A 20,321-nucleotide genomic window follows, 5' to 3' on the forward strand; every position below is an offset into this window, starting at 1 on the left:
GAAGGGGCTGTGTTGAAAGTGGAAAAACCGGATTATCGCTGTGTGATTTTTGATTGCGACGGCACGCTGGTGGATAGCGAGCTGTTGGGGCATGTGGCCTTGGCGCAGGAGTTGCAAGCGCTGGGCATAACAGAAACCGCCGAGTCGCTGTGCGAGGGGTTTCGCGGGGCTCGTTTGCAGACGGCGCTGGATGCCTTGCAAATCAAACATCAGGTGCAGTTCAACGAAGCGTTTGTGGAAGCCTACCGGCAAAGCGTGGAAACCCTGTTTGCCGAAAGACTGCAACCCATCGCCGGCATCCATGCGCTGCTTGAGGGCTTGCAAGCGCCCCGTTGCATCGCCTCGGGCGGTCCGCTGACCAAAATCCGCCAATCCCTGGGCCTGTGCGGCTTGAGCCGTTATTTTGGCGACCGCCTATACAGCTCCTACGAGATTGGCTCCTGGAAACCGGCCCCGGGGCTGTTTCTGCATGCGGCCAGCCAAATGGGTGTGGAACCGGCGCAATGCATCGTGGTGGACGACAGCCCGATAGGCATTGAGGCCGCCTTGGAGGCCGGCATGCGCGCCATCTGGTTTACCGGAGACCGCCGCGATTTGTTCCCTCATTCGCAGGTGGACCGGTTTGCGACGATGGCTGAGGTGGGCGCGCATCTTGCGCGGCTGCTCGGGCAAGACGAGGGGATGACGCCAGACTGTTGAGCCTGGAGCGAGGTGAAGGGTGCCCGGGCAGACCAGAGCCGGCCTTGCCGGCGCGTTTCAGCACACTTGCTGTGCCAGCAGTTTGCGCAATTCCGCAATTCCGCTGCCCACGGCGGAAGACAGCCGGCTGTACTCGGACGGCCCTACCGCGATGGCGTCTTCCGCTTCCTGATACCGGCCGGCATTGATCAGCTCGGCCACTCTGCCCGCTTCGAGATGGAAAAGGCGATGGTTTTCCACCAGCTGCGCATAGCCGGGGAAATGCCCACAGTTGATTCTGCCCTCGTGTTCCAGCCAGTGACCGAAGTCACAGCCACAGGTATCGGCGATCTGCGTCGCGTCCAGTTTTTCCTGTTGCAAAATGGCGGTACGGAATGTCAGTTTCCATTCGAAATGGGTGAGCAAGGCGTCTTCCAGACTCATGCTCCCATCCTTGTTATGACTACCCCCGACTACCCAATATAGACGCAAAATATGCGTTTGAGATGGCGCGATGACAAACTCGCGTCATGTCATGACCGATGCCAGGGCTGTTGGTTCTGTCTCGCCACTTTCTGCCGCGTGGCGTGGCCGGCCTGCGCGTTTTCGAGAAAGGCGTCCAGGCTGATGCCCGCCGGCCAGGGGTCGGCCCGTGTGGCCCAGGCTGTCAGACGGTCCACGCGGAAATGGCGATAGTCCCGACGCAGGGCGCACCAGGCAGCCAGCGTCCAGCGATCTCCCCAGAAAAACAGGCCCAGCGGCGCAACGCGCCGCTGACTGGCGCGGCCGTTTTCATCCTGATAGGCAATGTCCAGCCATTGGCCTTGCCGTATGGCCTGCGCCAGCGGCGTCAGCCGCTCACAGGGGTAGTCGTGCAGGGCGGGCGCATAAAGCGGGGTGGGCGGCAGGCCGCTGGAACCCAGCACGGCATGGATTTTGGCCAGCGCGCTGGCTGCCGCGCCGGCGGTGTCCGGATCGGCCCAGGCGGCCAGCATGCGCGCGGCCGCCTCCAGCGCGGACAGTTCGGCGGCGCTGAAGCTCAGCGGCGGCGGCTGGAAGCCGGCTTCCAGCCAGTAGCCCTCGCCTGCTTCGCCGTTGACCGGCGCGCCGCTGGCCATCAGGTCGGCCATGTCGCGGTAGACGGTGCGCGGCGATACTTCCAGCCATTGCGCCAACTGACTGGCCGTGGTGCGGCGTCGCCCGCGCAGCAATAGCAGGATTTCCATCAGTCGGTCGGCCCGGCGCATGTCAGTCGTCCTCGCCCCGCGCCAGCCGGATGACGGCGCGCAGGCTGTTGCGGGCCATCGGGCTGGTTTGCCAGCAGCGCGAGCCCAGCATGCCGCCGATCAGGCTGGCTAGCTCTTCCGCTTCCAGCGGCACCAGCTGCGCCAGAACGTCGAAGCCGGCTTGCTCCAGCCTTGCCACCACAGTGGGGCCAACGCCCTTGAGCGCCAGCAGTTGCTGTCTTGCGTCCTGATTGAACGGCATGGATTCTCCTGACATGGCCTTCGGCCAACCAACATACCGGCTATGCGCCGCTAACGATATCCCCGCCCTGATTTTCCAGTGCAGCGGCAAAGTTTTCGTTGAGCGGGTTCGCCTGCATGGCATGCGCGATCAGCTGGAAATCGGCGGAGGAAACCGACAGAAAACCGAAGCGAAAAGCCTGGCCCCAGCGGCGAGGGTCGGGGATGCAGGCCAGGCTGGTCAACAAGGGGCGAATGTCGGCTTCTTGTGCCGGGATAAAGCAGATGTCGCGCCGCCAAGGGTGAAAATCATTGCCCATGTTTGCCTGATAAGCCTCGCCGGGCAAGACCAGGCCGATGGCGGTGAAGCGTTGGCAGGGCGCGGCTTCGGCAAACTTTTCACGCGGCGAGTAGTAGATCAGGCCGTCGCCAGGCCGCATGCGGCGCAGCGGCGAGGCCTTGCCGTGGCACAGTTGGGCGAAACCGCCCGCGAGGCCGCGTGCGACATGGTCGCGGCTGGCCACGCCTATCCAGTAGCGGCGGCTCATGTCAGGGCTCCCGGTGCAGGCCGACCAGATTGCCTTCGCTGTCGATGATGCGCGCGATGTCGCCGTTGCCGTCCGGCAGCCGTGTCAGCGGCAAGGCCACCACGCCGCCGGCAGCCTCAACGCGGGAGAGCAGCTGTTCCAGCTGTTCGCCGCCGTCCAGATAAAGGCGGGTGCCGGTCTGGCCGGGCGGCAGATGGCCGGTCTGCATCACGCAGCCGCTGCTGTCCGGAAAAACGGCGATGCGGTCGTCCATGAAGTCTTCACGGCGCAGGGCGATGCCGAATACCTGTTCGTAAAAGCGCACGGCGCGGTCGAAGTCGGCGGCGGGAATCTCAAACCAGTGTACGAAAGCCATGACGTTCTCCTCCTGTGCCTGCCGGCGTGCGTCTACGGGATCCGCCGGAGCAGGTTGTAGCGGCGAAGTTGCCGCAGACACAGCATGCGCCACCCCTGCTGACAGCATTCGGTCAGCAGGAAACGGCGGGAGAGCATCAAGGGTGTGGGGATGAAAGCGCCTTGCCCGGCTGGGGGGCGAACCCTTATGGCTCCAACTGGCCGGCCAGTGCGTTCAGGACGCGGCTGCTGGTGGCTTGCGGGTGGGCGGTGATGCGCAGCAGATGGCGCGTTGCCGGGTGTTGCGGACGGTGGATGGCGATGCCGTGCGTCAGCAGATGTCGCTGTATGGCTTCGGCCTGCATCGGGTCGGCGTAGGGCACGCTGACGAAATTGGTGTGCGAGGGCAGCGGCGTCAGGCCCAGATCGTACAGCTCGTGGCTCAGGTGATGGCGCAGGGTGAGGGTGTGGGAAATCAGCCGGCGCGAGTAGTCCGGGTCGTCCAGCACGATCTGTGCCGCCGCCTGCGCCACGCTGGAGAGCGCGAACTGCGGACGGATCTGGTCGGCCTTGGCGATCAGTTGGGCCGGTGCGATGGCGTAACCCACCCGCATGCCTGCCATGGCATAGGCCTTGGACAGGGTGCGCAGGCGCAGCGTATTGGGCAGCGGGCCCGCCGGCGGCGCGTCTTCCGCTTCGGTGCAGAAATCCACATAAGCCTCATCCAGCAGCAGCAAGGTGTGCAGCGGCAGGGCCTCGCGCAGGGCGCGGATATCGTCCGCTTGCCAGTAGTGGCCGGTGGGATTGTCCGGGTTGGCCAGATACAGCACGGAAGCGTGCTCGACGCGGGCCACTTCGGCCAGGCGTTTGAGATCCGGCTGCAGGCGATCGCCTTGCGTCAGGTAAGGCACCTCCAGCACCCGCGCGCCCACGCCTTCGGCGAAATAGCGAAACGTGGGATAGCTGCCGCCGGTCGTCACCACGGCGTCGCCGGCATTGCAGGACAAGCGCAGGCCCAGCAGGATAAGGCTGTCGGCACCGGTGTCGAACAGCACTTCATCGGCCGACACGCCGTTAAGCGCGGCGGCGCGCTGGCGCAGCGCGTGAGCGTAGGGGTCGGGATAAAGGCGCGCCAGCTCGGCCAGGGCCTTGCCGAACTCGCCGGCCAGCGGCGATACCGGATCGGGCAGACTCTCGTTGGAACCGATGCGGGTCTTGATGCGGTGTCCGAGCGCCGCTTCCAGTTTCACGATGCCGGGAAACGGATTCACGATGGTGTGATGTTCCAGATGTCGGGCAAAACGGGTCATGGCGTTTCTCGTCCGCGAAAAAGGGGGGATTGTAAAAGGCCGCGACCGGCGGCCAAAGCACATCTGACGCTAAGAATATGAAGCAGGCCCGCAGGCCGGGCAAGACGCCATTGCCGTCAGAGGGGTTTTTCCAGCATCAGGTGCGGCAAGCCATCCGGATGGCTGTCGCAAAAGCCCGCCGAGCGATACAGCCGCCGCGCGGTCTGATTGTCCGGGCTGACTTCCAGCGTCAGCCGCGCGCAAGCCAAGCGGCGCGCCTCTTCCTCCACCGCCGCCAGCAGACGTCGGGCAAGGCCGCGGCCACGAGCCGCCGGGCGTACCGCCAGATCGTGCAGGTTCATCACCGGCGCGGCGCGATAACTGGAAAAGCCCAACATGCACAGCGCATGGCCCAGCGGCTCGCCGTTTTCTTCGGCCAACCAGGCTAGCAAGCCCGGGTGCGTCGCCAGCGCGGCAGGCAGGGCTGCCGTCACGCTCGCGTCCAGCGGCGTGCCGCGTGCTTCTGCTGCGTATTCGGCAGTCAGGCGGGCCAGTAGCCGGCTGTCGGCCGGCTGGGAAAGGTCAAGCCGGCGAATGCCGACTGCCGCAGGGTTCATTGGGCGGCGGAGGCTGTCGGCGCGGAGGCAGTTTTGGCCATCGGCGCGGAAGCGGCGTTCGGGGTGGGTTTGGGCAGATACAGATTGCCTTTGTAACCGCAGGCAACCAACAACAAACCGGGCAGAGCAAGGATAAGCAGGCGGCGCATGAGGAGAATCTTGTCCGATGTGGCAAAATCCCGATACTAGCACACCGCCCACCAAGGATAGCCGCCATGACCGAGAGCGAATTTCTAGATATTACCGACACCATCTTCCGCCGCATCGAAGAAGCCATCGACGACGCCGGCGTGGATGCCGACTACCTGCGCAACGGCAATGTGCTGGAAATCGAATTCGACGACGGCGACAAGATTGTCGTCAATCGTCACACCGCCAATCTGGAGCTGTGGATAGCCGCCAAGAGCGGGGGGTACCACTTTGGCTGGCGTGATGGCCAGTGGGTTGCCTCCCGCGACGGCAAGGAGTTCTTTTCCACGCTGGCGGATGCTGTGCGCGCCGCAGCCGACGACGCCGATCTGGAACTCGATTTCTGATGCAGGCCGCCCTGTTGGGCTTGGGCGGGCTGGCGGTGTCGGCCTTCACCTCCTCCACCATTCTGCCGGGCAATTCCGAAGTGGTGCTGGTGGCCTTTCTCTACAAATGGCCGGACTGGCTCTGGAGCGCGCTGTTGATCGCCACCGTGGCCAATACCGGCGGCAGTGTCACCAGTCTGTGGCTGGGGCGGGTCGCGCCGCGCAAGGAGCTGTCGCCGCGCGTGCAGGGCTGGTTCAGCCGCTTCGGCCCGGCCGTGCTGGTGTTGTCATGGGTGCCGGTCATCGGCGACGCCCTGCCGCTGGCCGCCGGCTGGCTGCGTTTGCCCTGGCTCTCCAGCCTGGTCTGGCTCACCCTCGGCAAGGCCTTGCGCTATGTGGCGCTGGCCTGGGGCACCCTGGCCGTGTTGCATTGATTCGCGCCGCGCCGGACAGAGGTTGGCCGAAGGCCGCGCCGACGGTTTACAATCCGTGCAGACATACAGAAAAGCTGACATGAGCCAACATATCCCCCGCAAGCGCTTCGGCCAGAACTTCCTGCAGGACGCCTCGGTGATCGAGGGCATCGTGCATGCGGTCAATCCGCAGCCGAGCGACGTGGTCATCGAGATCGGCCCCGGCCTCGGCGCCATCACCCGCCCCTTGCTGACGCGCCTGCCGCATCTGCACGTGGCGGAGATCGACCGCGACATTATCTCCCGCCTGAAAGCCGAGTTTCCGCCGGAACGCCTCACCATTCACGAAGGCGATGCGCTGAAGTTCGATTTCGGCTCCATCACCGACGGACCGTTCAAGATCGTCGGTAACCTGCCGTACAACATTTCCACGCCCTTGTTGTTTCACCTGGCTTCTTTCGGCCAACGGGTGGTGGACATGCACTTCATGCTGCAAAAGGAAGTGATCGACCGCATGGTGGCCGAGCCGTCCACCACTGATTACGGCCGCCTCAGCGTGATGCTGCAATACCGTTTTGAAATGGAGCGTGTGCTGAACGTGCCGCCCGGCGCGTTCTGGCCGCCGCCGAAGGTGGATTCCGCCGTGGTGCGCATGATCCCCGCGCCCGGCCGTTGCGGCATCGCCCGCGACGAGGCGCTGCTGGAAGACCTGGTCACCCGGGCTTTCTCCCAGCGCCGCAAAACGCTGCGCAACAACCTCAAGGGGCTGGTGGACGCCGAGGCGCTGGAAGCGCTGGGCATCGATCCCGGCCTGCGCCCGGAAAACATTCCAGTGGAAGATTACGTCCGCCTGGCTAACTTTCTGAGCGAAAACAAGGCCTGAACGGCCATAACTGTCGTATAAAACATCAAACGCGGCACGCGATGGTCAGGCAGGCTTGCCTCCGTCGCGGTCGCATTGCAGAATCGCAGCTTTTCGCCGACAGGCGAAAAATCAGGGAGAGCCGTCCGACAGAGACGGCAACCCGGCCGCAAGGCAAACGCGCCCGCAAAGCGCCGGAGCCGGGCCGACGGCCCGCCGGAAGGCGAGCCGACAAAAGCAAGAAGCGCCAACCGGACCACCGGCTTGGCAGAGTCAACTACAAGGACCCCCAGGAGAAACATCTATGCGTTTCAGCACCCGTCTCATTTCCGCCGCCACTCTCGCCGCCTTGATCGCCGCTCCGGCCATCGCCGCCGAACCCACCGGCACCCTGAAGAAGATCAAGGACTCCGGCGTCATCGTGCTGGGTCACCGCGACTCCTCCATCCCCTTCTCCTACCTCGCCACCGAGCAGACCCCGATCGGCTACTCGCACGACCTGCAACTGAAAGTGGTCGAGGCAGTGAAGAAGGAACTGAAAATGCCCAACCTGCAGGTCAAGTACAACCTGGTGACCTCGCAGACCCGCATCCCGCTGGTGCAGAACGGCACTGTGGACTTGGAGTGCGGCTCCACCACCAACAACCTGGAACGCCAGAAGCAAGTGGCTTTCTCGGTGGGCATCTTTGAAATCGGCACCCGTCTCCTGACCGCCAAGAATTCCGGCATCAAGGACTTCGCCGATCTGAAGGGCAAGAACGTGGTCACCACCGCCGGCACCACGTCCGAGCGTCTGATCAAGGCCATGAACGTTGAAAAGCAGATGGGCATGAACGTGATTTCCGCCAAGGATCACGGCGAGTCCTTCCTGATGCTGGAATCCGGCCGCGCCGCCGCCTTCATGATGGACGATGCCCTGCTGTACGGCGAAATGGCCAAGGCCAAGAACCCGGGCAACTGGCAAGTAGTGGGCAAGCCGCAGTCCTATGAAATCTACGGCTGCATGATGCGCAAGGACGACGCCGCCTTCAAGAAGGTGGTGGACGACGCGCTGAAGGCCACCTACAAGTCCGGCGAAATCAACAAGATTTACGCCAAGTGGTTCACCAGCCCGGTACCGCCCAAAGGCCTGAACCTGAACTTCCCGATGTCTGAAGACATGAAGACCCTGCTGGCCAAACCGACCGACAAGTCGGCCGAACAGCAGTAAAACGGGAAGCGGTTGACGCCGACGGTTCCGGCTGTGGCCGGAATCGTCATATCGGCGTCTGTTTGCGGGATATCAACAGAGGTAATCGGGAAACTCGGTCACACTCGACATGCGCCAGCCGGTCAGCATCCGCCGCCCGGCTGCGCGACGTTCGCCTGAACGCTGCTGCGAGAACGAAGGAGAAACGCCTCCCATGGCCCGGACAACAGGGCCAGCGAGGTCCGCGCATTGAAGCACGCGCACTGGCGCCCTCCCGGGGCCAGGAAAGTTCACTACAGCAGAAATTCAGGAGTTACACATGTCGTACCGTCACAGCCTGCTGACCGCAGCCGTTTTGGCCGCCGTCAGCCAGACCGTCATGTCCGCCGAACTGTCGGGCACGCTCAAGCGCATCGATCAGAACGGTGAAATCGTGCTCGGTTTCCGTGATTCGGCCATTCCCTTTTCCTACCTTGCCAACGGCAAGGAGCCGGTAGGCTATTCCGTGGACATCAGCCGCAAGGTGGTAGAGGAAGTTCGCAAAACACTCAACAAGCCGGGCCTTCGCGTCCGCTACAACATGGTGACCGGCCAGACGCGCATCCCGCTGTTGCAGAACGGGACCATCGATCTGGAATGCGGCGCCACCACGAATAACGCCGAACGCCAGCGGCAAGTTGACTTCTCGCTGGCGTTTTTCGAGGTGGGCACTCGCCTGATGACGCGCTCCAGCGCAGGCATCGGCGATTTTCCCGACCTGAAAGGCAAGAACGTGGTGGTGTCTGCTGGCACGACATCGGAGCGTTTGCTGCGCGCCTACAACGCCGATCGCAAGCTGGGCATGAACATCGTGGCCGCCAAGGACAACGGCGAGTCTTTCCTGATGTTGCAGACCGGCCGCGTGGCGGCGTTCATGACCGACGACGCCATGTTGTACGGCGAGCGGGCCAAGGCCGCCAAGCCGCAGGACTGGGTGGTGACCGGCCAGCCGCAATCGCGCGAGCGCTACGGCTGCATGTTGAGAAAGGGCGATCCGGCCTTCAAGGCCGTGGTGGACCGCGCCATTGCGAACACGTTCAAGAGCGGCGAGATCAACACGATCTACCGCAAGTGGTTTGAACAACCTATACCTCCCAAGGGGCTTAACCTGTCTTTCCCGATGTCGCCTTCCTTGAAGGCCATCATCAACAAGCCGACTGACCAGCCGGCCTGAACGGGCCGCCGGGTCGCATCGTTGCAAGGCGGGGCGGCAACGCCCCGTCGTGACGGGAGGAAAACATGAATTACCACTGGGACTGGGGCGTGTTCTTCAAGTCCACCGGTGTGGGCAGCGAAATCTATCTCAACTGGTTTGTCACCGGTTTGGGCTGGACCATCGCCGTCGCGCTGGCGGGCTGGATCATCGCCTTGGCGCTGGGGTCCGTACTGGGCGTGATGCGCACGCTGCCGGGCAAGGCCCTGCCCGCCATTGCCTCCGCCTATGTCGAACTGTTTCGCAATGTGCCGCTGCTGGTGCAACTTTTTGTCTGGTACTTCCTGGTGCCGGATCTGCTGCCCACGCCATTGGAGATGTGGTACAAGCAGGGTCTGAGCCCAATGCAATCGCAGTTTCTAGCCGTTGTTATCTGTTTGGGCCTTTTCACTGCAGCTCGAGTCTGCGAACAGGTTCGTACCGGCATTGAGGCCTTGCCGCGCGGTCAGCGCAACGCCGCGCTGGCCATGGGTTTCTCCACGGGCCAGACCTATCGCCATGTGTTGTTGCCGCAGGCTTTCCGCATCATCATCCCGCCGCTCACCAGCGAATTCCTGAACATTTTCAAGAATTCCTCGGTGGCGTCGCTGATCGGCCTGATGGAACTGCTGGCGCAAACCAGGCAGACCGCCGAATTTTCGGCCAACTTCTTCGAAGCTTTCACCATGGCCACCGTCATCTACTTCGTGCTCAACATGAGCCTGATGACCTTCATGGGCTGGGTGGAAAAGCGCTTGCGCATTCCGGGCATGATGGGAGGTAGCAAATAATGGCGCTCGATTTCAGTCAGATCCTGCCTACCCTGCCCAGCCTGATCGACGGCATGACGCTGACGCTCAAGCTACTGGTGATGGCGGTGGCGGGCGGCGTCGGCCTCGGCACCTTGCTGGCGCTGGCGCGCCTGTCCAGCAATAACATGCTGGCGTTCGCGGCCAAATTCTACGTCAATTATTTTCGTTCTATCCCTCTGTTGCTGGTCATCTCGTGGTTTTACTTAGCAGTGCCCATACTGCTGTACTGGATCACCGGCAACCTGACTCCGGTGGGCGCGTTCACCTCTTGTTTGGTGGCCTTCGTAATGTTCGAGGCGGCGTATTTCTCCGAAATCGTCCGCGCCGGCATCCAGGCCATTCCCAAGGGGCAGCTCAACGCCGCCTACGCGCTGGGGATGACTTACAGCCAGGCCATGCGTCTGGTGATCCTGCCGCAGGCCTTCCGCAAGATGACGCCGCTGCTGTTGCAGCAAAGCATCATCCTGTTCCAGGATACCTCGCTGGTGTACGCCGTGGGTCTGATGGACTTCCTCAACACCGCCCGCTCCAAGGGCGACATCGTTGGTCTGCCGCATGAGTTCCTGCTGTTTGCGGGCGCGGTATACTTCGTGATCAGTTTCAGCGCGTCCCAAGTGGTGAAGCGCTTGCAGAAAAGGTTGGCCGTATGAGCAAGATGATCGACATCAACAACGTCAACAAGTGGTACGGCGAGTTCCAGGTGCTGACCGACTGCACCACCTCCGTCAGCAAGGGCGAAGTGGTGGTGGTGTGCGGTCCGTCCGGTTCCGGCAAATCCACGCTGATCAAGTGCGTCAACGCGCTTGAACCCTTCCAGAAGGGTGAGATCATTGTGGATGGCATTTCGGTGGGCGACCCGAAAACCGATCTGCCCAAACTGCGCAGCCGCGTAGGCATGGTGTTCCAGCATTTCGAGCTGTTCCCGCACTTGTCCATCACCGACAACCTGGCCATCGCCCAGATGAAAGTATTGGGTCGCGGCCGTGAAGAGGCGATGGATAAGGGGCTCAAGCTGCTGGATCGTGTGGGTCTGAAGGCCCACGCCGCCAAATTTCCCGGCCAGTTGTCAGGCGGTCAGCAGCAGCGCGTCGCCATTGCACGCGCGCTGGCCATGGACCCGATCGCCATGCTGTTCGACGAACCCACCTCCGCGCTGGACCCGGAGATGATCAATGAAGTGCTGGACGTGATGACCGAGCTGGCTCAGGAAGGCATGACCATGATGTGCGTGACTCACGAGATGGGCTTTGCTCGTCGCGTGGCCCATCGCGTCATCTTCATGGACAAGGGGCATATTGTCGAAGACTGCGCCAAGGACGAATTCTTCGGCAATATCGACGCCCGCTCCGAGCGCGCCCGCCAGTTCTTGTCCAAGATCCTGCAACACTGATCACTGCTCGTTGCTTCGGCCAACGCCGCCCGCCTGCAAAGGCCGGCGGCGTTTTTACATGGTTCGTTTACGAACCGTTGCATGGCTGGCAACAGAAAGCTTGTTAATAGAATTTCTTATAGGAGATTAAATTAAATTTGTATTATTATTGGGCAAGATTCCCTGCTAACCTCACACACCAGAGCCTACACTTAACGAGAGCGCGACTTTCCTACTCCTGCCCGTCCATGTACTCCACACACTATCTGGGCCGCCAGCCCATCGTTGACGCCCAGCGGCAGCTGGTAGCTTACGAGCTGCTTTTTCGCTCTAGCCAGAACAATGTCGCCCGCGTCAGCGATGACTTCATGGCCACCACCGCGGTGATTCGCCACGCATTTGTCGATCTGGGCGTGGGCGAGGTGCTGGGCGATCGTCTGGGTTTCATCAATGTGAACGAAACCTTGCTGATGGACGATATGGTGGACATCCTGCCTCGCGACAAAGTGGTGCTGGAAATCCTGGAAACCGTGCAGGTGAGCCCGCCCCTGCTGTCCCGCTTGGCCGAGTTGCGCCGCCGGGGATTCAAACTGGCGATGGACGACGTGATTGCGCTGGATGACAACTGTCGCGCGCTGATGGACTACGTCGACATTATCAAGATCGACCTGGTGGCACTGTCGCTGATGCAGTTGCGCGAACTAGTGGCCGCGCTGTCCGGCTTCAAGGGCATCCTGTTGGCGGAGAAAGTGGACACCGTCGAGCAGTTCGAACTGTGCCGGGAGCTGGGCATACAGTGGTTCCAGGGATATTTCTTCGCCCGTCCTACCGTGCTGACCACCCGCAAGGCCAACGCCAGCCAATTCGCGCTGCTCAATCTGATGGGTCTCATCATGAGCGACGCCGATATCGATGAGCTGGTGAAGGCTCTCAAGACCGCCCCGGACATGGTGCTGACGCTGATGAAGCTCAGCTCTACCGCCGGAGTTAGCCGAAGCAAGCCGGTGTCCTCGCTGCAGGAGGCCATCATGGTGCTGGGGCGCGCCAAGATCAAACGCTGGACCATGCTGCTGATGTTCGCCGGCGGCGAGCAGTCTGGCGATGCGCGCCATCAGCGCAACCCGCTGCTGGAACTGGCCGCCACGCGCGGCCGCATCATGGAACTGTTGGCCGAAGAGTGCTATCCCGGCGATCGTACCGTGCTGGAGCGGGCCTTCATGACCGGCATGCTTTCGCTGGTGGATGTGCTGGTGCAGCAGCCCAAGGAGGAAGTGCTGGCCAGCCTGCCCATTGACGAAGGGGTGAAGGAGTCGGTGCTGGAAGGCAAGCATGTGCTGGGTGAATTGCTGCGCGTCGCCCTGTCGCTGGAAGACAATGCCACGCCTTACCCGGAAGGCTACTCCCCGGAAGTGCTGATGCGGGTGGAAACCCAAGCGCTGGACTGGGTAAACCACATGTGGGAATAAGCGGTGCCTTGGCGCAGCCAACTCCCTTAATACTGCGCTTTCTTGTAGGGCTCCGTTTACCGCCTGCGTCGGCGCGTCTTGCCTCTGCCGTAAAACTTATTTTTGTCAGCCGCAATGCAGATGTTTTCTGCGCCGGCAGCGTGACGCAAAGCGTTGGTCAACGCGTCATCGCGTCTTCGTTGTCCTTGTAGAGCTTGGCCAGGAAACCCTGCACGCGTTCATTGTCGCGCGGCAGCCACTCCAGCATGTCGCGCAACATGTTCTCGTATTCTTCCGTCGCTTCGCCCTTTTTCTTTTTTTGATCCCTCACCCGCAGCAGCAAGGCGCAGGCATTCATGCCGGTGCGCTCGTTGAATAGCCGCATTGCCATCTCATAGAGCATGGCGCCGGCGTCGGCTGTTTTGCCTTCGGTAGTCAGCTCCACTGCACGGTTGTTCTGCGCCTGCAGCTCAGCGTAAGACTGTTCGATCAGCTCGCAGCAGCGAGGGTGCTTGCGGGAAATCTCCTGCAGCGTGGACAGCTCGTGGTGGGTGTTGGCGAAGCGCTGGGTGATGGTGCGGCTCCAGCTTTCCAGCAACGCCGGATCGGGCAGGTTCTCCGGCAAACGCACCAAGCAGCCCAAAAAGCGTTGCGCGCCTTCGAAATTGACGTGCGGTTTGAGCAGCTCGTCCGCCACCTCGTTGAGCTGGGCCAGCGCTTCTTCCGGGCGGCCCTGCGCCAACGAGGTAAGTGATTTGCAGGTGCTGATGGTGAAGCGGGCTTCAGGTCGGTCGGCCATGGCGGCGGAGATTTCCGCCTGCAGGCGGTCCAGACTCTGCGTGTTGCCGGTTTCACTGTAGGCCTGCAGCAGGTCCACCAGCACGTCGGGACCAAAGAAGTTGTTGTTGCGGCCGATTTCTACCGCTCTTTGCAGGTACTGCGCGCCCTTTTCCGGATCGCCGGAGCGCAATGCGGCAGTACCGCAACTCTTGAGCCGATGGAAATTCCGCGGGGAAATGCTGACGGCTTTTTCCAGCACCGCTACCGCCTGCGAATACTGTCCTTCATCAATCAGGTTCTGCGCCAACAGGTCATAGGCATCGGTGTACAGCGGCGCGTCCTGGATGATTTCCTGCAGGATCTCACTGGAGTCGCCCTGCAGGCCCTGATCTGCCTTGATGCGAGCCACGCCCATGCGGGCCCAGGGGATGACTTTCTGCTCCAGCAATTCCTGGTAAATGTTCAAGGCTTCGCTCTGGCGGCCTTCGTTCACCAGTAGTTCGGCGCACAGGCGGTTGGCATCCAGCCGGAAAGAGGGGTTTGGCGCTTCCCGCACCAGCCCCTGCAAAGCGCCGATGGCGCCGCTGCGGTTGCCCTGTTCCAGCATCTTGTGCGCCGGGGCCAGAAACTGTTTGCGCTTGGAGGCGCTGGTCATGCGTTCCAGCAACAAATTGGAATTGAAAGGCTTGAGGATGTAGTCGTCCGGGGCCATCTCGGCGGCGGCCACCACGCGCTCGTATTTGCGCTCGCCGGTAATCATGATCCAGATGGTGGACAGCGGCAGCGTGCCGGTTTTGCGCATCGCTTCCAGCAGTTCCTGGCCATCCATGCCGTCGCCCAGGTTGTAGTCGCACAAGACCACGTCGAAGCGCTTGCCCTTGAGCCGCGCTCTCCCTTCCGAGGCGTTGCTGACGGCGTCGGAGCGGGTAATGCCGGCCATGGAGAGCATGGTTCTCAAGCCCTGGCGCACGGTCAGCGAGTCCTCGATGATGAGAACCGTGGTGTTGGCGTCGAAATACATTGAAGCCGTCCTGCTGGTGTCCGGCCGGTGGCGCGGTCCGGGCTGTCGTCACGGTGCGTGACCTGCCGGTCACTCCCCCTTGTACGGCGGCGAGCAAGATTCCCGCTGCGTTAACGCCACCAGATGGTGGATTGCGGATTCTTGTCAGCCGCTTCTTGTCACCCGCAGGCGGTCTGCGCCGCCCCGGGGCGTCAGACGATATCGAGGTGATCGATACCGTCCAGCGGGTCGACATTCTTGCCCGACTCGCTATACAGCTTGATCTTCAGACGCAGGTCGTTGATGGAGTCGGCATTGCGCAGCGCATCCTCATAGCCGATCCAGCCTGCTTCGAAGAGGTCGAACAGCGACTGGTCGAAGGTTTGCATGCCGGACTCGCGCGAGCGCGCCATGACTTCCTTCAGGCTGGCCACTTCGCCCTTGAAGATCATGTCCGAAATCAGCGGTGTGTTGAGCATGATTTCCACCGCCGCAATGCGGCCGCGTCCGGTCTTGATCGGCAGCAGGCGCTGGGAAATGATGGCGCGCATGTTCAGCGACAAATCCATCAGCACCTGCTGGTGGCGCTCTTCCGGAAAGAAGTTGAGGATGCGGTCCAGCGCCTGGTTGGCGTTGTTGGCGTGTAGGGTGGCCAGGCACAGGTGGCCGGTTTCGGCAAACTGCAGCGCATAGCCCATGGTCTCGCGATCGCGGATCTCGCCCATCAGGATCACGTCCGGCGCCTGGCGCAGGGTGTTTTTCAGCGCGATGTCCCAATCCTCGGTATCCACCCCCACCTCGCGCTGGGTGACGATGCTCTTTTTGTGCTGGTGCACATACTCGATCGGGTCTTCGATGGTGATGATGTGATCCTGGGCGTGGCTGTTGCGCCAGTCCACCAGCGCAGCCAGCGAGGTGGATTTGCCCGAACCGGTGCCGCCGACGAAAATCACCAGCCCGCGCTTGATGAGCGCGATGTCCTGCAACACCTCCGGCAGGTTCAGCATGTCGAAGGTGGGGATCTCGGTGTTGATCTTGCGCAGCACCATGCCGGCGCAGCCCTGCTGGATGAATGCGCTGACGCGGAAGCGACCGATGCCCGGCGGGTTGATGGCGAAGTTGGCTTCCTTCTTCGATTCGAATTCTTCCGTCTGCCGGTCGTTCATCACCGAGCGCACCAGTTCCTTGGTGTGCTGGCCCGACAGCGGCTGCGGCGCTACCGGTGTGATCTTGCCGTCTATCTTCATTGCCGGCGGAAAATCCGCCGAAATGAAGATGTCGGACGCGTTCTTGCCTACCGCGTGTTTCAGCAGGTCATGGATGAATTTCGAGGCCTGGTCTTTTTCCATACGCTACTCTCAGCAATGCGCGCCGGGGGTCAGAAAGCATCCTTGGAAGCCGCTTTCAAACGGGCTTCGTTAGGCGCGACAATATTGCGGCGAACCAGCTCTTGCAGGCACTGGTCCAGTGTTTGCATGCCGTACTGCTGGCCGGTCTGGATCATGGAATTGATCTGCGCGATCTTGTTCTCGCGGATCAGGTTGCGGATGGCCGGGGTGCCGATCATGATCTCGTGCGCCGCCACGCGGCCATTGCCGTCCTTGGTTTTCAGCAAGGTTTGCGAGATCACCGCGCGGATGGATTCTGATAGCATGGAGCGCACCATTTCCTTTTCGCCGGCGGGGAAGACGTCGACGATGCGGTCGATGGTTTTCGGCGCGGAACTGGTATGCAGGGTGCCAAACACCAAGTGGCCGGTTTCTGCGGCGGTCAGCGCCAGCCGGATGGTTTCCAGATCGCGCAATTCACCCACCAGGATCACGTCCGGGTCTTCACGCAGCGCGGAACGCAGGGCATTGGAGAAGCTGTGCGTCTGCAGGCCCAGTTCGCGCTGGTTGATCAAGCTCTTCTTGCTTTCATGCACGAATTCGATTGGATCTTCCACCGTCAGGATGTGCGAGTAATTGTTCTCGTTGACGTAGTCCACCATGGCGGCAAGCGTAGTGGATTTACCGGAACCGGTCGGGCCGGTCACCAGCACCAGGCCGCGCGGATAGTCGGAAATTTCCTGAAAAATCTTCGGCGCACCCAGTTGCTCCAGCGTCAGCACCTTGGACGGAATCACCCGGAACACAGCGCCCATGCCGCGGTTCTGAACAAAGGCGTTCACCCGGAAACGGGCGATGCCGGGCAATTCGAAGGAAAAGTCGCACTCGTAATCGTCTTCGAAAATCTTGCGCTGGTAGTCATTCATGATGTCGTACACCATGTCGTGCACATCATGATGGTCCAGCGGCGGCAGGTTGATGCGGCGGACATCGCCATGCACACGGATCATCGGTGGCAGACCGGCGGAGAGGTGCAGGTCTGATGCCTTGTTCTTGACGGTGAAAGCCAAGAGCTCGGAAATTTCCATTTATAATTCTCCACGATTACGCAGCCACAGGCGCTAACCTGTCCGATTGAGCGATTGTAAGCGCAAGAAGCGGCAGAATGATATGCCAATGGCGCTTTTCCCCGCAGCGGTCCACATCTTCGTTGTAGAGACCGCCCGCCCGCCTCACAAGGAACACCATGACCGACACGCTGGCCCATTCCCTCCATGCCGTACAGGACGCCATTCGCCAGGCGGAAGCCGCCGCAGGCCGGCCTGCCGGTAGCGTAGCCCTGCTGGCCGTCAGCAAGACCTTTCCCGCCGCCGCGGTGGCGGAGGTGCATGCCGCAGGCCAGCGTGCCTTTGGCGAAAACTATGTGCAGGAGCTGGAAAGCAAGGCCATTGAGTTGGCGGCGCTGGACATCGAGTGGCATTTCATCGGCCCGCTGCAGTCAAACAAAAGCCGCATCGTGGCCGAGCACGCGCACTGGATGCACTCGGTGGACCGCTTGAAGATTGCCGAGCGGCTGTCGGCGCAACGCCCCGACGCGCTGCCGCCGCTCAATGTTTGCGTGCAAGTGAACGTGTCGGGCGAGGACAGCAAGAGTGGCTGCGCACCGGAAGAAGCGCTGGCGCTGGCGCGCGCGGTGGCGGGTTTGCCGAAGCTGCGTCTGCGCGGGCTGATGTGCATCCCCGAGCCTACCGAAGACCAGCGGAAGCTGGCCGCCCAGTTCGCCAGCCTGCGTGAATTGAAAGAAGCATTGCAGGCGGAAGGCTACACATTGGATACTTTATCCATGGGTATGTCCGCAGACATGGCGCTCGCCATCGGCGAAGGCGCCACCATGGTACGCGTCGGCACCGCCATCTTCGGCTCCCGCGCATATCATTCACACTGAGAGCGGTCACGCGGTGCGTTGGCCATGCCGGAATTAAAGGCTGGCTGGCGCAGGCAAGGCGACAACAATACAAGGGGAACATCATGCAGATTACTTTCATCGGCGGCGGCAATATGGCCACGGCAATCATTGGCGGGCTGGTCAAACAGGACGACCACCGCATCCACGTGGTGGATCCGAACAGCGACAAACTGGCCGAGCTGGCGCGCGACTTCGGCGTCACTACCGGCAATGCCCTGCCTGAGACGCTGGGCGCCGACGACATCGTGGTGCTGGCGGTCAAGCCGCAGCAGCTGCGCGAAGTGTGTCAGACGCTGTCTTCGCGACTGAATGGCGGTATGGTGCTGTCCATCGCCGCCGGCATCCGTGTCGACGCCATGGCGCGCTGGCTGGGCAGCGAACGCATTGTGCGCGTGATGCCCAACACGCCGGCCATGGTGGGTAAAGGCGTATCCGGCCTGTTTGCCGGCGCGGCGGTGGGAGAGCAGGACCGCGAGTCGGCCGAAACCATCATGCAGGCTGCCGGCATCACCGTGTGGCTGAAGGATGAAGTGGGCATCGACGACATTACCTGCGTGTCCGGCAGCGGCCCGGCTTATGTGTTCTATTTCATTGAAAGCATGATCGAAGCGGCGCGTCAGGTCGGCTTTGACGAGGCCGAAGCGCGGCGACTGGTGCTGGCCACTTTCGACGGCGCAGTAGAACTGGCTCGTCAAAGTCCGCTACCCGTGGCAACCTTGCGTACCAATGTGATGTCCAAAGGCGGCACCACCGAGCGCGCCATCGCCCGCTTCGAGGCCGAGGGCGTCAAGGCGGCCATCGTCGCCGGCGCCATGGATTGCCGGGATCGCTCCATTGAAATGGGCCAACAACTCAGTCAGGACTGAAAATCACCATGCTTGCGGAAACCCTGCAGTTTCTCATCAGAACACTGGCCGACCTGTTCGTGCTGGTGTTGCTGTTGCGCTTTTACCTCCAGGTGGCCCGCGCGCCCTTCAAACATCCCTTGTGCCAGTTTGTGATGGCGGCCACAAATTTTCTGGTGCTGCCGGCGCGCAAACTGATTCCGTCGCTGAAGGGCTACGACAGCGCTACGCTGGCGCTGGCTTGGCTGACCAGCCTGCTTGCCAGCGCCGTAGTGCTGGCGCTCAATCCCTTGCCGTACAACTTTGCCGCGCCGGAAACCTGGCTGGGGCTGACCTTGCTGGCGGTGCTGGATGTGTTCAAGCAGTCGCTCACCTTGCTGATGGGCGCAGTGATCGTACAGGCGGTGTTGAGCTGGGTGAATCCCTATAACCCGCTCAGCCCGGTGCTGGATGCGCTCACCCGGCCCTTCCTCAAACCGTTTAGACGCTTCGCCGTCGGCGGTGTGGACCTGTCGCCGCTGATCCTGTTCCTGATCATTCAGGTGATCCTGATGCTGCCTGTGCGTATGCTGGAGGCAAGCTTCTTGACGCAACTCAAGGTGGCGATGTGACATCTATGGTTATTTGTCATGTTTTGCCGTTGTCCTTACGGGCGGCGGCGACTTCCTCGTAGACTTGGAGAATCGTGATGAAAAAAACACTGCTCGCCGCCCTGCTGCTGGGTGTGATGGCCGCTCCGGCCATGGCCAACCTGCAACTGGCGCAAAAGAACAACTGCCTGTCCTGTCACGCTGTGGACAAGAAGGTGGTTGGCCCGGCTTATAAGGATGTGGCCAAGAAATACGCCAGCGACAAGGGCGCGGAAGCCAAGCTGATCGCCAAGGTGAAGGCTGGCGGCTCCGGCAATTGGGGACCGGTGCCGATGCCGCCGAACGCCCAAGTGAGCGACGCCGACGTCAAGACCCTGGTCAAGTGGATTCTGTCCCTCAAGTAAGACACGGGTTACATTTCAAGGCGGCTTCGGCCGCCTTTTTCATGTAACAGACTTGTTACCGTGCGCGTTAGGCGCTATACCGAGTTTCAGCGACAGGTCAACACGTAGTCTTACCCATGATGCGCGCAGTTGCACAAAATCGATACCGTGGGTAATCTTCTTCGCCTGTCTGCCAACTCACATGCTGGAAGCACCAATTATGGCCAAGCTGACCGAACAGGATATTCTCAAATGGGAAGGCGATGATTACATGAACGCCGACCATCTTGAGTTCTTTAAAGACCTGTTGTTGCAAATGCAGCAGGAGTTGCTCAATAACGCCAACGCCACTGCCAACCATCTGCAGGAACAGGAAGCGACGCCCGATCCGGCCGACCGCGCCACCCTGGAAGAAGAGTACGCTCTCGAATTGCGCACCCGCGATCGCGAGCGCAAGCTGCTGCAGAAAATCCAGGCTTCGCTGCGTCAGATCGATGACGGCTCCTACGGTTTCTGCGAAGACACCGGCGAACCGATCGGCCTGCGTCGCCTGATGGCCCGTCCCACCGCCACCTTGTCGGTAGAGGCTCAGGAACGCCGCGAGCGCATGAAGCGTCAGTACGCTGACTGATCGTACCGCGACGCAGCAATGCAAAAGAGCG

The 20,321-nt window shown here is 61.6% G+C and carries 26 protein-coding genes; 15 read left to right on the forward strand and 11 right to left on the reverse strand.

Annotated elements, in window-relative coordinates; all coding sequences use genetic code 11:
• Positions 1-18 precede the first annotated feature (18 nt).
• Positions 19-699: an HAD-IA family hydrolase gene (locus tag Q0P52_RS08935; RefSeq protein ID WP_293760967.1), complete on the forward strand. Its 681-nt coding sequence runs from the start codon at positions 19-21 to the stop codon at positions 697-699.
• A gap of 57 nt (positions 700-756) precedes the next feature.
• Here Q0P52_RS08935 and Q0P52_RS08940 read toward each other — a convergent pair whose 3' ends face one another.
• The 8 genes from Q0P52_RS08940 to Q0P52_RS08975 all read right to left on the reverse strand — a co-directional run bounded on the left by Q0P52_RS08940 (position 757) and on the right by Q0P52_RS08975 (position 5,080).
• Entirely contained in the window at positions 757-1,122 is a 366-nt protein-coding gene (locus Q0P52_RS08940) for a CZB domain-containing protein (protein ID WP_293760860.1), read from the reverse strand.
• 89 nt (positions 1,123-1,211) lie between these two features.
• Positions 1,212-1,925 (reverse strand): WYL domain-containing protein, encoded by a 714-nt coding sequence (locus Q0P52_RS08945; RefSeq protein WP_293760863.1) that lies wholly within the window; start codon positions 1,923-1,925, stop codon positions 1,212-1,214.
• Position 1,926: 1 nt separating this feature from the next.
• Positions 1,927-2,166 (reverse strand): recombinase RecA, encoded by a 240-nt coding sequence (locus tag Q0P52_RS08950; RefSeq protein ID WP_293760865.1) that lies wholly within the window; start codon positions 2,164-2,166, stop codon positions 1,927-1,929.
• A 40-nt stretch (positions 2,167-2,206) separates the two neighbouring features.
• Entirely contained in the window at positions 2,207-2,692 is a 486-nt protein-coding gene (locus Q0P52_RS08955) for an EVE domain-containing protein (RefSeq protein ID WP_293760867.1), read from the reverse strand.
• Position 2,693: 1 nt separating this feature from the next.
• Positions 2,694-3,047, reverse strand: coding sequence for a VOC family protein (locus Q0P52_RS08960; RefSeq protein WP_293760870.1), 354 nt, complete (start codon positions 3,045-3,047; stop codon positions 2,694-2,696).
• A gap of 184 nt (positions 3,048-3,231) precedes the next feature.
• The gene (locus Q0P52_RS08965; RefSeq protein WP_293760873.1) at positions 3,232-4,335 is read right to left on the reverse strand and encodes an aminotransferase class I/II-fold pyridoxal phosphate-dependent enzyme; all 1,104 of its coding nucleotides are present in this window, start codon (positions 4,333-4,335) and stop codon (positions 3,232-3,234) included.
• Between the two features lie 116 nt (positions 4,336-4,451).
• A complete protein-coding gene (locus Q0P52_RS08970) occupies positions 4,452-4,931 on the reverse strand; it encodes a GNAT family N-acetyltransferase (RefSeq protein WP_293760876.1) in 480 nt (159 codons plus the stop codon).
• On the reverse strand, positions 4,928-5,080 hold the full coding sequence (locus Q0P52_RS08975) for a lipoprotein (protein WP_293760879.1): 153 nt from the start codon (positions 5,078-5,080) through the stop codon (positions 4,928-4,930). Before Q0P52_RS08975 ends, Q0P52_RS08970 begins: the two co-directional genes overlap by 4 nt.
• 66 nt (positions 5,081-5,146) lie before the next feature.
• Between Q0P52_RS08975 and cyaY the strand changes: the two genes are divergently transcribed.
• The 9 genes from cyaY to Q0P52_RS09020 all read left to right on the forward strand — a co-directional run bounded on the left by cyaY (position 5,147) and on the right by Q0P52_RS09020 (position 12,788).
• Positions 5,147-5,467 (forward strand): iron donor protein CyaY, encoded by a 321-nt coding sequence (cyaY, locus tag Q0P52_RS08980; protein ID WP_293760881.1) that lies wholly within the window; start codon positions 5,147-5,149, stop codon positions 5,465-5,467.
• Entirely contained in the window at positions 5,467-5,880 is a 414-nt protein-coding gene (locus tag Q0P52_RS08985; RefSeq protein WP_293760883.1) for a DedA family protein, read from the forward strand. The genes cyaY and Q0P52_RS08985 overlap by 1 nt, the downstream gene beginning before the upstream one ends.
• Before the next feature lie 79 nt (positions 5,881-5,959).
• Positions 5,960-6,742, forward strand: a complete 783-nt coding sequence (rsmA, locus tag Q0P52_RS08990; RefSeq protein WP_293760886.1) for a 16S rRNA (adenine(1518)-N(6)/adenine(1519)-N(6))-dimethyltransferase RsmA — start codon at positions 5,960-5,962, stop codon at positions 6,740-6,742.
• 283 nt (positions 6,743-7,025) lie between these two features.
• Positions 7,026-7,931 carry a glutamate/aspartate ABC transporter substrate-binding protein gene (locus tag Q0P52_RS08995; RefSeq protein ID WP_293760888.1) on the forward strand — a complete coding sequence of 302 codons (906 nt, stop codon included), beginning with the start codon at positions 7,026-7,028 and terminating at the stop codon, positions 7,929-7,931.
• A 298-nt stretch (positions 7,932-8,229) separates the two neighbouring features.
• Positions 8,230-9,123 (forward strand): transporter substrate-binding domain-containing protein, encoded by an 894-nt coding sequence (locus Q0P52_RS09000; RefSeq protein ID WP_293760890.1) that lies wholly within the window; start codon positions 8,230-8,232, stop codon positions 9,121-9,123.
• Between the two features lie 65 nt (positions 9,124-9,188).
• Positions 9,189-9,932, forward strand: a complete 744-nt coding sequence (locus Q0P52_RS09005; RefSeq protein ID WP_293760893.1) for an amino acid ABC transporter permease — start codon at positions 9,189-9,191, stop codon at positions 9,930-9,932.
• Positions 9,932-10,603, forward strand: coding sequence for an ABC transporter permease subunit (locus tag Q0P52_RS09010; protein ID WP_293760895.1), 672 nt, complete (start codon positions 9,932-9,934; stop codon positions 10,601-10,603). The genes Q0P52_RS09005 and Q0P52_RS09010 overlap by 1 nt, the downstream gene beginning before the upstream one ends.
• A 5-nt stretch (positions 10,604-10,608) precedes the next feature.
• Positions 10,609-11,343, forward strand: a complete 735-nt coding sequence (locus tag Q0P52_RS09015) for an amino acid ABC transporter ATP-binding protein (RefSeq protein ID WP_293760970.1) — start codon at positions 10,609-10,611, stop codon at positions 11,341-11,343.
• 227 nt (positions 11,344-11,570) lie between these two features.
• Positions 11,571-12,788, forward strand: coding sequence for an EAL domain-containing protein (locus Q0P52_RS09020; protein WP_293760897.1), 1,218 nt, complete (start codon positions 11,571-11,573; stop codon positions 12,786-12,788).
• A gap of 157 nt (positions 12,789-12,945) precedes the next feature.
• Here Q0P52_RS09020 and Q0P52_RS09025 read toward each other — a convergent pair whose 3' ends face one another.
• From Q0P52_RS09025 to Q0P52_RS09035, 3 genes are all read right to left on the reverse strand, one after another.
• Positions 12,946-14,568, reverse strand: a complete 1,623-nt coding sequence (locus Q0P52_RS09025; protein WP_293760899.1) for a response regulator — start codon at positions 14,566-14,568, stop codon at positions 12,946-12,948.
• 191 nt (positions 14,569-14,759) lie between these two features.
• Complete coding sequence (locus Q0P52_RS09030; protein WP_293760901.1) at positions 14,760-15,896, reverse strand: PilT/PilU family type 4a pilus ATPase; 1,137 nt, start codon at positions 15,894-15,896, stop codon at positions 14,760-14,762.
• A gap of 29 nt (positions 15,897-15,925) precedes the next feature.
• Positions 15,926-16,963 carry a type IV pilus twitching motility protein PilT gene (locus tag Q0P52_RS09035; protein WP_293760902.1) on the reverse strand — a complete coding sequence of 346 codons (1,038 nt, stop codon included), beginning with the start codon at positions 16,961-16,963 and terminating at the stop codon, positions 15,926-15,928.
• Positions 16,964-17,121: 158 nt separating this feature from the next.
• On the opposite strand from Q0P52_RS09035, the gene Q0P52_RS09040 reads away from it, so the two are divergent.
• From Q0P52_RS09040 to dksA, 5 genes are all read left to right on the forward strand, one after another.
• Positions 17,122-17,820: a YggS family pyridoxal phosphate-dependent enzyme gene (locus Q0P52_RS09040; RefSeq protein WP_293760903.1), complete on the forward strand. Its 699-nt coding sequence runs from the start codon at positions 17,122-17,124 to the stop codon at positions 17,818-17,820.
• 83 nt (positions 17,821-17,903) lie between these two features.
• On the forward strand, positions 17,904-18,707 hold the full coding sequence (gene proC / locus Q0P52_RS09045; protein ID WP_293760906.1) for a pyrroline-5-carboxylate reductase: 804 nt from the start codon (positions 17,904-17,906) through the stop codon (positions 18,705-18,707).
• 8 nt (positions 18,708-18,715) lie between these two features.
• A complete protein-coding gene (locus Q0P52_RS09050) occupies positions 18,716-19,297 on the forward strand; it encodes a YggT family protein (protein WP_293760908.1) in 582 nt (193 codons plus the stop codon).
• A gap of 77 nt (positions 19,298-19,374) precedes the next feature.
• Positions 19,375-19,680 (forward strand): c-type cytochrome, encoded by a 306-nt coding sequence (locus Q0P52_RS09055; RefSeq protein WP_293760911.1) that lies wholly within the window; start codon positions 19,375-19,377, stop codon positions 19,678-19,680.
• Positions 19,681-19,879: 199 nt separating this feature from the next.
• On the forward strand, positions 19,880-20,290 hold the full coding sequence (dksA, locus tag Q0P52_RS09060; protein ID WP_293760973.1) for an RNA polymerase-binding protein DksA: 411 nt from the start codon (positions 19,880-19,882) through the stop codon (positions 20,288-20,290).
• Positions 20,291-20,321: the final 31 nt, after the last annotated feature.

Origin of the sequence: uncultured Aquitalea sp. (assembly GCF_945957525.1) — a bacterium.
GTDB lineage: Bacteria > Pseudomonadota > Gammaproteobacteria > Burkholderiales > Chromobacteriaceae > Aquitalea.